This window comes from Fusobacterium sp. (genome assembly GCF_030528405.1).
Taxonomy (GTDB): Bacteria; Fusobacteriota; Fusobacteriia; order Fusobacteriales; family Fusobacteriaceae; genus Fusobacterium.
In genome coordinates this window covers 24,978-37,592 of the sequence record NZ_JAUMYY010000014.1, presented here as the reverse complement: position 1 = coordinate 37,592, position 12,615 = coordinate 24,978, and the positions used below count along the sequence as shown (strand labels likewise).

Sequence of the window (12,615 nt, the reverse complement as noted above, 5' to 3'; positions counted from 1 at the left end):
AAAAATCAGCCGATTGGAATAGATTTTTTAAGAATCTCCAATCGGCTTTTTTTATATATAAAAAACTATAAGATAAATAAATTTTATAATTGAGAAAAAAATTTTTTACTGTAATTAAAATAATTTTTCTATGATATAAAAGAGAAAAATAAATAAAATAAAATTTATAAAAAAATAAAAAAAATAGCTTGCTAAAAAATAAAATATGTTGTATAATTAGTTGTAACAGAAAATAATATTAAGCAAAACAAAATAAAATAATAAAAATATTTTTTGTTAATGAAAATGATATCATACCAACCTTATAATAAAAAAGGATTCTCTTATCATGTATAAGAGAATTCTTTTTTATTATATTGTAAAATATAAATTCAAAATTTTAACTTAGAAATTAAAATAAGTTTTTATATAAAATTTAAATAGAAAAAAAACTAATTCAATGCTAAAATTGAAGTGTTAAAAAATTAAATAGGAGAGTACTATGTTTATAATGATAGATAATTATGACTCTTTTGTATATAATCTTGTAAGTTATTTTATGGAAGAAAAAATAGAAATAAGTGTTATAAGAAATGATCAAGTAAATTTGAAAACTATGGAAAAGAAAATACAACAAAAAAAAATAGAAGGAATAATAATTTCTCCTGGACCTAAAAGTCCAAAAGATTGTGGGTTGTGTAATGAAATTATAGAAAAATTTTATAAAAAAATTCCAATATTTGGAGTATGTTTAGGACATCAAATAATTGGTCATGTTTTTGGTGCAAATGTTACCAAAGCTTTTAAACCTATGCATGGAAAGGTTGAAAATATAAAAAATAATGGAAAAAATATTTTTGAAAATTTGCCAATTAATATAAAAGTAACAAGATATCATTCTCTCATTATAAAAGAAAATTTATCAGCTGATTTTGAAATAGATGCTGAGACAAAAGATGGCATAATAATGGCAATTTCTCATAAGAAATATCCTTTATATGGAGTACAATTTCATCCTGAGGCTGTACTTACTGAATATGGTCATGAAATGATAAGAAATTTTATTAAAATAGCAAAAAAATGGAGAAATGAAAATTATGACTAGAGTAAAAAAATTAGAAAAATACGTTGATATATTTTTATTATTTAAAAATTTATATAAAAAAGATTCAAGTATAGCATTTTTAGATTCTTCTTTGCATAATAAATATGGTAAATATTCTATAATTGCTTTAGATTTATACTTGGAATTAAAAGAAGATAATGAGAAGTTTTATGTAAATGGTAATGAGAGTAAAAATAATTTAGAAGGATATTTAAAAAAATTTTTAAGAGAAAACAAGGAAGAAAATCCCTATGATTTTCCTTTAATTGCAGGGGGGATACTTTATTTTTCTTATGATTATGGAAGAAAATTTGAAAAAATAAAGACAAGGCACTTTAAAGATTTAGATGTAGCAGAAGCAATAATAAGATTTTATAGAACCTTTATAATAGAAGATCTTGATAAAAAAGAAATATTTATTTCTTATCAAAGAGAAGAAGATTTATTGGAACTTGAAAATTTTATTTTAAATTTTAAATTTGAGGAAGAAAATTTAGAGAAAAACAAAGAACTTGCAAACTATGAATCAAATTTTAAAAAAGAAGAGTATTTAGAAGCTATATCTAAAATGATTAATTATATAGTGGAGGGCGATATATATATTACTAATATGACACAGAGACTAAAGGTTGAAAGCAGAAAGAATCCTTTAGATGTGTTTTCCTATTTGAGAAAGTATAATCCATCACCATTTGGAGCTTATCTAGATTATAAAGATTTTCAAGTTATTAGTGCATCTCCAGAAAGATTTATAAAAATGGAGGATAAGTTAATAGAAACAAGACCTATAAAAGGGACTAGAAAAAGAGGAAGGACTATAGAAGAAGATAAACTTTTAAAGAATGAGCTTTTAGAATCAGAAAAAGATAAGAGTGAGCTTTTAATGATAGTTGATTTGGAAAGAAATGACCTTCATAGGATATGTGAATTACAATCTGTCAAGGTAACTGAGCTATTTGAGGTTGAAACTTATTCAACGGTATTTCATCTAGTTTCTACAATTATAGGAAAGTTAAAAGAAGATTTAGATTTTGTGGATTTAATCAAGGCTACTTTTCCTGGAGGTTCTATAACAGGAGCACCCAAAATAAGAGCTATGGAAATTATAGATGAATTAGAAAAATCTAGAAGAAATTTATACACAGGCTCATTGGGTTATATTTCTTTTGATGGAAATTGTGATTTAAATATAATAATTAGGACACTTGTTCACAAAGACGGAAAATATTATTTGGGAGTAGGCGGAGGAATAACTTGTGAGTCAGATTTAGATTTCGAGTATGAGGAAACTTTACAAAAAGCGAAAGCTCTTTTGGAAGCTTTAGTATAAAGGAGATTAACTGTGAAAATCAATTTAGATGATGGCTATAGTTTTGGTTTAGGACTTTTTGAAACTATTCATATATATAAAAATAAAGCTTTATTTTTAAATGAGCATCTATTGAGACTGAATACCTCTATAAGAGATTTAGATTTTAAATTTCCTGAAGTTTATGAGGAAGAAATTTTAAATTATTTAGTAGAAAATCCTAGTTTAAAAGAGAACGAAGTAATCAAAATAATAATATCTGAAGAAAATAAAATTTTTTTGAAGAGAAACTATTCCTATACAGATGAGCAATATAAAAAAGGATTTAGGTTAAATATTTCAAAAATAAAAAGGAATGAAAGCTCTATATTTAGTTACCATAAAACTCTTAATTGTGCAGAGAATATTTTTGAAAAACAGAAAAGTATTTTACAAGGTTATGACGAACCTCTGTTTTTAAACACAAAGGGCTTTATCAGTGAAGGAGGAACTAGTAACATATTCTTTGTAAAAAATAATAAAATAATGACTCCAAAATTGGCTTGTGGCTTATTAAAAGGAATAGTTAGAGATTGGGTAATAAGAGAGTTTGATGTAATTGAAGGAGAAATTTCCTTAAATGATATAGAATTTTTTGATGAAGCTTTTTTAACAAATTCTTTAATGGGTATAATGTCAGTAAGTTCAATAGGAGCATTAAAGCTAAAATCAAGGGAAATAACAAATGAGATTTTAAGTAAATATAATAAAGAGATAAAAAAGGGACTATTGTAAATTATAATAGCCCCTTTTTAGTATATAAAAAAGTATAAATTTATGTATTTTTATTTTAGCCAAACAATTAAAATAATGATATTTATGGTTTCAAAAACTTTATATTTGAGTTATACAGTAGAAGTCAATCAACGAAGTTGGCTTATACAAAAAAACTATAATTTAAATAGTAAATCATAATAACTTGGTATAGGCCAGGCATCTGAGGCTATTTTTAATTCAAGGCTGTCTACAGCAAATCTTAAGTTTTTTAATATAGGAAATACATTGTTGTTATAAAATACAGCTCTATGATAATCAGTTTCAACCTTCAATGCTTCAGTTAAATTTTTTTCCAAGTCATTAGCTAAAGTAACTATATCATTTTTTAGTAAAATGATTTCTTTTAAAAGATTAATATCAAATTCAAACAAGCTTTCTTCATTAAAAATTTTTTTTGCTCTGTGAATTGATTTAGCAAGATTTGATATGTATTTTATTACAAAAGGATAAATTTGATTTCTAGCTATTCTGATAGCAGTTGAAATCTCAATATTACATTGCTTGTTATATCTTTCAGTGTATACATGAAATCTTGAGAAAGATTCGCTACGAGATAAGACATTGTTTCTTTCAAAAAGTTGAATAATATCCTCTTCAATGAAGGCAGGTAATCCTTCAATAGTATTCTTAAGATTAGGAAGCCCTCTTTTCTTTGCTTCATCTATCCACTTCTGCTCATAACCATTTCCATCAAAAATAATTTTTTTGTGCTTCGGATATTTATCTTTAATAAGTGAAATAATAGAGTTTTTAATAGATTTAGTTTTTAGAGACTCCTCTAAAAATTTATTATATTCTTTTATTACATCTGCAACTATAGTATTTAAAACAAAGGTTGGAGTTGCAGGAGAAGCGCTAGAGCCAGGCATTCTAAATTCAAATTTATTCCCAGTAAATGCCATTGGAGAAGTTCTATTTCTGTCAGATATATCTTTTTTTATCTTAGGAATGTGGAATCCTATTTCAAGCTCATTAGTAGTAGATTTATTTTCAAAATTTATATTTTCTATATTTTCTAGAAGATTTTCTAGCTGTTCTCCTAAGAAAATAGATATAATTGCAGGAGGAGCTTCATGTCCACCTAATCTGTGATCATTTCCAGGGGTTGCTGTAGTAGCCCTCAGAACAGGAGCATACTTATCTACAGCCTCTATCATTGCCATTAAATATACCAAAAATGAAAAATTATCTTTAGAAAGTGTGTCAGGGTCATATAAATTAACACCTCTATCAGTAGACAAAGACCAATTGCAGTGCTTTCCTGAACCGTTTACGCCATGAAATGGTTTTTCGTGAAGTAAAGCCACAAGGTTATGCCTATTTGCAACTTTTTTAATCATATCCATAGTAATTTGATTTTGATCAATAGCAACATTTGCAGTATTAAACATAAGAGCTATTTCGAATTGATTGGGAGCAACTTCATTATGCTTTGTTTTAGACATGACACCAAGTTTCCAAAGTTCGTTATCAAGTTCAGCCATAAATATTTCGATTCTTTCTTTGATAGTTCCATAGTAATGGTCATTCATTTCTTGCCCTTTTGGAGGTAAGCAACCGAAAACTGTTCTTCCAGAAAGAGCGAGATCTTGTCTTTTATAAAAAAAGTTTTTATCAATTAAAAAATATTCCTGTTCCACACCTAAAGTAACATTTATATTTTCTGTTTCATTATCTCCTAAAAGTTTTTGTAATTTTAAAACTTCATTTCTAAGAGTTTTTATCGAACGAAGTAAGGGAACCTTTTTATCTAGAGCTTCTCCATTATATGCAACAAAGGCAGTTGGAATATAAAGAGTTTTACAGCCTTCTTCACCTTTTAAGAACATAGGAGAGTTTATATCCCAAGCAGTGTAACCTCGAGCCTCAAAGGTAGATCTAAGCCCACCATTTGGAAAAGATGAAGTATCAGATTCACCCTTTATTAATTCTTTACCAGAAAATTTAGCCATACTCGTTCCGTCAGGATTTATAGAAATAAATGATTCGTGTTTTTCAGCTGTGAGTTCTGTGAGAGGTTGAAACCAATGAGTATAGTGTGTTGTTCCTTTTTCAAGTGCCCACATTTTTATAGCGTTAGCTATAATATCAGCAATTTCAATAGTCAGCTCTTCTTTACCTTCTCTAATTTTTAAAAATTTTTTAAAAACATAATCAGGAACTCTATTTTTTAGATTTTTTTCTGAAAAGCAATTTGTGCCAAAGTTTTCAAGTAAATTATTCATAGAACCTCCATTTAAAAATAATATTTAATTTTGTATTTTATCATAAAGTTAATCTAGATACAATAAAATAATTGATATAAAAATCATTTATAAAATATATTATAAAAAAATAAAATATTTTTTTACTAAAAATACTGTAAATTGTATTCACTTTTTGCTATAATAATAAGAAGATCTAACTTAATTTAAAATAAAGGAAAGGGATGAGAATGAAAACTGTAAAAGTTAGTATTAAAAATAAAAAAGGACTACATGCAAGACCTTCTTCTTTATTTGTGAAGCTTGTTACTAAGTATGACTCAGATATAATGGTTAGATCTGAAGATGAAACTGTTAATGGAAAAAGCATAATGGGATTAATGTTGCTTGCTGCTGAGGAAGGAAGAGAGCTTGAGTTAATTGCAGATGGTCCTGATGAAGATGCTATGTTAGATGAATTAATAGATCTTATAGAAATAAAAAAATTTAATGAGGAGTAACCTATTTGGAAGTAATAAGAGCTAAACATATGGGCTTTTGTTTTGGAGTATTAGAGGCTATAAATATATGCAATTCCTTAGAAAAAGAAGGAAAAAAATATATTTTAGGAATGTTAGTTCATAATAAATATGTTATGGAAAATATGAAAAACAAAGGCTTTGAAGTTATTGATGAGGAAGAAATATTAAATGACAGCAGTAAGTTAAAAGAAGGCGATATAGTTATAATAAGAGCCCACGGGACAACCAAGGCTATTCATAATAAACTAAAGGAAAAGAAGGTTATAATTTATGATGCCACTTGTGTATTTGTAAAAAAAATAAAAGATGAAGTTGATTTAGCAAATAAAGAAGGATATACAGTATTATTTGTAGGGGATAAAAATCATCCTGAAGTAAAGGGAATAATTTCTTATGCTGATGAGATTGAAATTTTTGAAACTTTAGATGAAGCAAAAGAAATAGAAATAGATAAGAATAAAAAATATTTACTTTCAACCCAGACCACTTTAAATAAGAAAAAATTTGAAGAGATAAAAAATTTTTTTCAAAAGATGTATCAAAATGTCAGAATTTTTGATAAAATATGTGGAGCAACAACTGTTAGGCAAAAATCAGTGGAAGATTTAGCACCTGAAGTTGACATTATGATAATTATTGGAGATAAGAAAAGCTCAAATACAAAAAAGCTTTATGAGATTTCTAAAAATATAAATGAGTTTAGTTATCTAGTAGAAAATGAATTTGATATAGATGAAAAAATTTTTAAAAATAAGAAAACTGTTGGACTAACAGCAGGAGCATCAACACCAGAAGAAATAATAAAGAACATAGAAAATAAAATAAGGGGGATTAAAATGCCTAATTTAAATGAGAACCATGATGAATTTTTAGCAATGTTGGAAGAGTACCAACCGAATCAAGAGAAGAGAGTAGAAGGAACGATAGATTCTATCGATCTAAACTATACATATCTTGATGTTCCAGGAGAAAGAACAGCAGTAAGAGTAAGAACGGAAGAATTAGAAGGTTATAAAGTCGGAGATACTGTAGAAGTTTTAATAACTGGTCTTTTAGAATCTGATGATGATCAAGAATATATACTTGCATCAAGAAGAAAAATTGAAATTGAAAAAAATTGGTCTAAAATAGAAGAGTCTTTTGAGAACAAAAGTATTTTAGAAGGTACAATTACAAAAAAAATAAAGGGAGGATATTTAGTACAGGCTTTATTCTATGCTGGTTTTCTGCCTAACTCACTTTCAGAAATTTCAGAAAATGAAGAAAATGTGATAGGTAAAAAAGTTTCAGTAATAGTTAAAGATATAAAATTGGACCCTAAGGATAAAAGAAATAAAAAAATTACGTATTCAGTGAAAGATATTAGATTTATGAAGCAAGAAAAGGAATTTGCTGAATTAGCTGTAGATAAAGTAGTAGAATGTAAAATTACAGAAATAATGGAATTTGGCTTAGCAGTTGCTATAGGGAGTTTAAGAGGTTTTATACATATCTCAGAAATTTCTTGGAAAAGGCTTGAAAAATTAACAGATGAGTTTAAAGTGGGAGATATTATAAAAGCAATTATAGTTTCCCTTGATGAAACAAAGAGAAATATTAAACTATCAATAAAAAGATTGGAAGCAGATCCATGGACAAGTTTAGAAACAGAATTTAAAGTTGATGATGAGGTTGAAGCAACTGTTACTAAAGTGTTACCTTATGGTGCTTTTGCAGAAATAAAAGCAGGAGTTGAAGGCTTAATACATATTTCAGATTTTAGTTGGACTAAGAAAAAAGTAAATATCTCTGACTATATAAAAGAAGGGGAAAAAATTAAAGTAAGAATAATAGAGTTAAATGCAGCAGACAGAAAACTAAAATTAGGAATAAAGCAATTAGTTGCAAATCCTTGGGAAAGTGCTGAAACAAATTTTGCAGTTGGAACAGTTTTAAAAGGAAAAGTTGTAGAAACAAAGCCTTTTGGTATTTTTGTAGAAGTGGTTGACGGAGTTGATTCATTTGTTCATATTTCAGACTTTAACTGGCCTGGTGAAGAAACAATTAAATACGAAGTGGGTAATGAAGTTGAATTAAAAGTAACAGAGCTTGATTTAAATGATAAAAAAATTAAAGGAAGTATAAAAGCATTAAGAAAGAGTCCATGGGATAAGGCTATGGAAGAGTACAAAGAAGGGTTAACAGTAGAAAGAAAAATAAAAACAGTTACTGACTTTGGTTTATTTATTGAACTTACTAAGGGTGTAGATGGTTTTATACCAACTCAATTTGCTTCTAAAGATTTTATAAAAGATATTAGAGAAAGGTTTAAAGAAGGAGATACTGTAAAAGCTCAAATAGTTGAAGTTAATAAAGATACACAAAAAATTAAACTATCTATAAAAAAGATAGAACTTGAAGAGAAAAACAGAGAAGAAAGAGAACTAATTGAGAAATATTCTGTTTCGGGTGAAGAATAAAAAAGGCATTTAGTTTAATTTTTTAAAACTTTGTTTGTGATATAAATTTATTTAAGAGCCTTTTTTTAAAGGCTCTTTTATTTATTCTATTATTAAAATATTAAAAATCTTTATTTGTAGAGTTTGATAAGGAGAAATATAATGAAAAAATTTTTTTTATTTATTAGTTTATTGACAGTAGTAGCATGTACAAATGCAAGAGAAATAAAACAGGAAGATAAGATTTCTTTAACCTATGAAGAACTTCGTTCAGAACAAAATGTAATGTCAACTAATTGGTTTCAAACTTCGGGAGAAGCAAAAGCATTATTTATACAAGCTTATAATATTGCAACTCAAAGATTGAAAGAGCATTTAAAAAAGCCTAGCGAAAAACCTTATTCTATAGTCCTAGACTTAGATGAAACAGTTTTAGACAACAGCGTCTATTCAGCAGAAAATATAAAGAAGGGGAGAAATTGGTCTAAAGAAAGTTGGAATGAATGGGTAAATATGTCAGCAGCAGGTGTACTTCCTGGTGCTAAAGATTTCTTAGAATTAGCAAATAAGAATAAGGTTGAAATATATTATATTTCAGATAGATATGAAGAACACTTGGATGCAACTATAAAAAATTTAAAAAAATTAGGATTACCTGTACAGAGTAGAGCTCATGTATTATTGAAAGGAAAAAATGATAAAAGTGGAAAAGTTAATCGTAGAGATTATGTTAAAAATCATACCAATTTAATCATGCTTTTTGGAGATAATCTATCTGATTTTGAGGAATTTTCAACGAAATCTATTGAAGATAGAAATAAAAAAGTTGAAGAACTGGCAAAGGAATTTGGTACTAAATTTATAGTATTCCCAAATCCTATGTATGGTGCCTTTGAAACAGCCATCTATGGTGGGAAGTTTGGAGATGCAAAAGACTTAATAAATGCGAGAAGAACTGTATTAAGAAATTATGAGAATATTAGCAGGTAGGGAGAAATATGAGAAAAAATTATATAAACTGGGACGATTATTTTATGGGACTAGCTCTTTTATCTGCGATGAGAAGTAAAGATCCTAATACGCAGGTTGGAGCTTGCATAGTAAATGAGGATAAAAGAGTAGTAGGAATTGGATACAATGGTCTTCCGAGAGGTTGTGAAGATGGGGAATTTCCATGGGAAAGAGAAGGGGAGTTTTTGGAAACTAAGTATCCTTATGTATGTCACGCAGAATTGAACGCTATTTTGAATAGCATAAAATCTCTAAAAAATTGTACCATATATGTGGCACTTTTTCCTTGTAATGAATGTAGTAAGGCAATAATCCAAAGTGGAATCAAGGAAATAGTATATTTATCAGACAAATATGAAGGCACAAACGCAAATAAAGCATCTAAAAAAATGCTAGATGCAGCAGAAGTTAAATATAGAAGATTAGAGACAGATAGAAAGGAAATTATTTTAAATTTTTGTGTTGAGTAAAATTTAAAATTTTTTATATAGAAATAGCTATCTTTTAAATTTTGAAAAAAAAGATTTATGGCTTTGCTGTGCTTTTTCCTCTTCTTTTTGTTTTCTGTAGTTGGACCAATTTGGATCGCTTTTCATATGTCGTTTTAATTGTTTCATATATTTGTATGTATTTTTAAAGTTATTAAATTTTGTTGTAATTTTATTGACAGTAGTTGTAAAGAAGTTCTCTATATTGATATGAACAAATTTTAATATATCAAACATATAAATATTTGAGCAATAGGGACATTTATATTTAGCCATTTTATTAGAAATTTTTATTTTTTTGGTACATTTAGGGCAAGTGATAATTAATTTTTTCATAAGACACTCCATAATTATAGATTTGTTTAAATTCTAACAGATATAATTATGATTGACAAGGGGGATAATAGAATGGAAGAAGTATTAAAAAGTAGCCTGATATTCAAAAATCTTAGCTTAGAAAAAATCAAACTAATTTTAAGGGAAATAAAATATGATAGAAAAAAATATAAAGATAGAGAAAATATAGCCTTTCGTGGAGATAAAGTGGAAGGTTTGAATCTAATAATAAAAGGAATAGTAAAAACAGAAATGTTGACTAAGGATGGAAATGTAAAAAAAATAGAGGAATTAGGGCTTGCTGATGCTCTTGCCTCAGCTTTTATTTTTGGGACTAACAATACTTACCCAGTTGATTTGGTTGCTAAGGGTGAGGTTGAAATATTGCATATAAATAAAATAAACTTTTTAAAATTATTGTCACTTGAGCGCAAAATTCTTGAAAATTATTTAAATGAAATTTCAAATAAAGCACAGCTTTTAAGTGCAAAAATATGGAATAACTTTAATAATAAAACTATAGGAGAAAAAATTCGTAATTTTATAATAAGAAACCATAAATCTTGTGAAGTGACAATTGATAATTTAAAAGGTTTAGCAGAAAGTTTTGGAGTAGCAAGACCATCTCTTTCAAGAGTTTTAAGTGATTATATCAATGAGGGTAAGATAGAGAGAATAGGAAGGAACAAATATAAAATTTTAGACAAAGATTTTTTAAAAAATTAATAGGTACATTAAGAGAAGAATATAAAAAATGAAAAGGGGACTAAATTTTTAAATCCCCTTTTTTTATATAATTTCTCTTTTTCATAAATTTATATATGAAGTAACTTATAAGACTTGGTAATAAAAAATGAAGTATTAACATAGGAATTATATAAGATTTCCCAGCTAAAGAAAAAGTAGAAAGTTGTCCTACCAATCCACTTGTACCCATCCCAGATGCAATGCTATTAGTTTGGAGTTTAAAAATAGTTGTTGATAAAATTCCAAGTATAGCACTACTTAAAGTAGGTGGAATCCAAATAAGGGGATTTTTAATTATATTTGGGATTTGTATCATCGAAGTTCCAAAAGCTATAGATAAAGTTGTTCCTATGTCATTATCATCATAAGATATAATTGCAAAACCAATCATTTGACAGCAACAGCCAGTAAGAGCTGCTCCAGCAGCAAGTCCACTTAAGCCTAAAGATATACCTATAGCGGCAGAACTTGTGGGTAAAGTTAAAAGCAAACCCATAATAACTGAAACTGTAAGCCCCATAAAAACTGGATTAAGTTCAGTACTTTTATTTATTATAAAGCCAAGTTCCTTGATAAATTCAGAAATAAAAGGAGAAAAAAATCTACCAATAAGGCAACCTAAAATTATTGTTAAAGAAGGAAGTAAAATGATATCAAACTTTGTTTTTCCTGCAATTTTATTTACCAAAAAAACAGCAAAAACAGTTGAAAAATATGCTCCTATAGGCTCACCTATACGTATTGTAGCTAAGGAATCAATAAAATTTATACTTCCAGCACCAAAAGCTCCTGTTATAAGAGAGGCTGTTATGATAAGTGGATGCGAGCTCAATGCAAAAGCAATACCAGCTCCTATTGCTGGACCCATAAGAAACTGAGATAGAGTACCAAGCTGAATTAAAAAATCGATAGAAAATAAAGAACCAATTTGCTTTAAAATTAAGCCTGTAATAAGTGAAGAAAAAAGACCTAAAGCCATTCCATTAAGACTTTTAATAAAAAAATTTTTCATTTTTTAGACCCCTTTTTAGATAAAATTATTATTGTACAATTACTATAATAATAGCAATAAAAGAAATATAAGTAAAGTTTATTTAAAATAAAAAATAAATTTAATTTGCAGGAATAGTTGACACAGTTTAATAAATATGCTAGAATACTCTATGTCTTAGAAAGCAGAATACAGGAAAAACTCGTATACCATATATATTTTTTAATTATGGGAGGATCATTGGATACCGTTAAAGAGTGGACTTGTTTTTGATAATAGTTTACACTTTGATGTAGATTGTGAAGAATTTTAATTATCTTAAGATTTCTTCGTTTAGATTGAGTATTAATTGTATGAGCTATATAAGATTTAGAAAATACAATTTAATAGGAGGAATGAGAGATGAGAGTACAAGTAATTTTAGAATGTACAGAAACTAAATTGAGACATTACACTACAACAAAAAATAAAAAGACCCATCCAGAGAGATTGGAAATGATGAAGTACAACCCTGTACTAAAGAAACATACTCTATATAAAGAGACAAAAAAATAATACAGTGAATTAGTAAACACACATGCAGGTCAATGGCTCAATTGGTAGAGCATCGGTCTCCAAAACCGAGGGTTGGGGGTTCGAGTCCCTCTTGACCTGCCACTTTTATTGAAGG

At 27.6% G+C, this 12,615-nt stretch carries 12 protein-coding genes and 1 tRNA gene; 10 read left to right on the top strand and 3 right to left on the bottom strand.

Annotated features, from left to right (window positions below; genetic code table 11):
* Window positions 1-481: 481 nt before the first annotated feature.
* The 3 genes from Q4A58_RS03720 to Q4A58_RS03710 are packed head-to-tail and all read left to right on the top strand — an operon-like array spanning window position 482 to window position 3,167.
* Entirely contained in the window at window positions 482-1,084 is a 603-nt protein-coding gene (locus tag Q4A58_RS03720) for an aminodeoxychorismate/anthranilate synthase component II (protein ID WP_303116665.1), read from the top strand.
* The gene (gene pabB / locus Q4A58_RS03715; protein ID WP_303116667.1) at window positions 1,074-2,414 is read left to right on the top strand and encodes an aminodeoxychorismate synthase component I; all 1,341 of its coding nucleotides are present in this window, start codon (window positions 1,074-1,076) and stop codon (window positions 2,412-2,414) included. Before Q4A58_RS03720 ends, pabB begins: the two co-directional genes overlap by 11 nt.
* Before the next feature lie 12 nt (window positions 2,415-2,426).
* The gene (locus Q4A58_RS03710; RefSeq protein ID WP_303116664.1) at window positions 2,427-3,167 is read left to right on the top strand and encodes an aminotransferase class IV; all 741 of its coding nucleotides are present in this window, start codon (window positions 2,427-2,429) and stop codon (window positions 3,165-3,167) included.
* Window positions 3,168-3,322: 155 nt separating this feature from the next.
* Here the strand turns inward: Q4A58_RS03710 and Q4A58_RS03705 are convergent, their stop codons facing one another.
* Window positions 3,323-5,434 (bottom strand): glutamine synthetase III, encoded by a 2,112-nt coding sequence (locus Q4A58_RS03705; RefSeq protein WP_303116663.1) that lies wholly within the window; start codon window positions 5,432-5,434, stop codon window positions 3,323-3,325.
* Between the two features lie 209 nt (window positions 5,435-5,643).
* On the opposite strand from Q4A58_RS03705, the gene Q4A58_RS03700 reads away from it, so the two are divergent.
* The 4 genes from Q4A58_RS03700 to Q4A58_RS03685 all read left to right on the top strand — a co-directional run bounded on the left by Q4A58_RS03700 (window position 5,644) and on the right by Q4A58_RS03685 (window position 9,853).
* Window positions 5,644-5,913: an HPr family phosphocarrier protein gene (locus tag Q4A58_RS03700; RefSeq protein WP_303116661.1), complete on the top strand. Its 270-nt coding sequence runs from the start codon at window positions 5,644-5,646 to the stop codon at window positions 5,911-5,913.
* 5 nt (window positions 5,914-5,918) lie between these two features.
* Window positions 5,919-8,393 (top strand): bifunctional 4-hydroxy-3-methylbut-2-enyl diphosphate reductase/30S ribosomal protein S1, encoded by a 2,475-nt coding sequence (locus tag Q4A58_RS03695; protein WP_303116660.1) that lies wholly within the window; start codon window positions 5,919-5,921, stop codon window positions 8,391-8,393.
* Between the two features lie 141 nt (window positions 8,394-8,534).
* Window positions 8,535-9,362 carry a 5'-nucleotidase, lipoprotein e(P4) family gene (locus Q4A58_RS03690; RefSeq protein WP_303116659.1) on the top strand — a complete coding sequence of 276 codons (828 nt, stop codon included), beginning with the start codon at window positions 8,535-8,537 and terminating at the stop codon, window positions 9,360-9,362.
* An 8-nt stretch (window positions 9,363-9,370) separates the two neighbouring features.
* Window positions 9,371-9,853: a dCMP deaminase family protein gene (locus Q4A58_RS03685; protein ID WP_303116657.1), complete on the top strand. Its 483-nt coding sequence runs from the start codon at window positions 9,371-9,373 to the stop codon at window positions 9,851-9,853.
* 27 nt (window positions 9,854-9,880) lie between these two features.
* Here Q4A58_RS03685 and Q4A58_RS03680 read toward each other — a convergent pair whose 3' ends face one another.
* The gene (locus Q4A58_RS03680; RefSeq protein ID WP_303116656.1) at window positions 9,881-10,207 is read right to left on the bottom strand and encodes a hypothetical protein; all 327 of its coding nucleotides are present in this window, start codon (window positions 10,205-10,207) and stop codon (window positions 9,881-9,883) included.
* A gap of 72 nt (window positions 10,208-10,279) precedes the next feature.
* Between Q4A58_RS03680 and Q4A58_RS03675 the strand changes: the two genes are divergently transcribed.
* Window positions 10,280-10,933, top strand: coding sequence for a Crp/Fnr family transcriptional regulator (locus tag Q4A58_RS03675; protein WP_303116654.1), 654 nt, complete (start codon window positions 10,280-10,282; stop codon window positions 10,931-10,933).
* Window positions 10,934-10,973: 40 nt separating this feature from the next.
* Here Q4A58_RS03675 and Q4A58_RS03670 read toward each other — a convergent pair whose 3' ends face one another.
* Window positions 10,974-11,966 (bottom strand): PTS transporter subunit IIC, encoded by a 993-nt coding sequence (locus tag Q4A58_RS03670; protein WP_303116653.1) that lies wholly within the window; start codon window positions 11,964-11,966, stop codon window positions 10,974-10,976.
* A 381-nt stretch (window positions 11,967-12,347) separates the two neighbouring features.
* Between Q4A58_RS03670 and rpmG the strand changes: the two genes are divergently transcribed.
* Window positions 12,348-12,500, top strand: coding sequence for a 50S ribosomal protein L33 (gene rpmG, locus Q4A58_RS03665; RefSeq protein ID WP_005904076.1), 153 nt, complete (start codon window positions 12,348-12,350; stop codon window positions 12,498-12,500).
* A gap of 26 nt (window positions 12,501-12,526) precedes the next feature.
* Window positions 12,527-12,602 (top strand) — tRNA-Trp (locus Q4A58_RS03660).
* Window positions 12,603-12,615 lie beyond the last annotated feature (13 nt).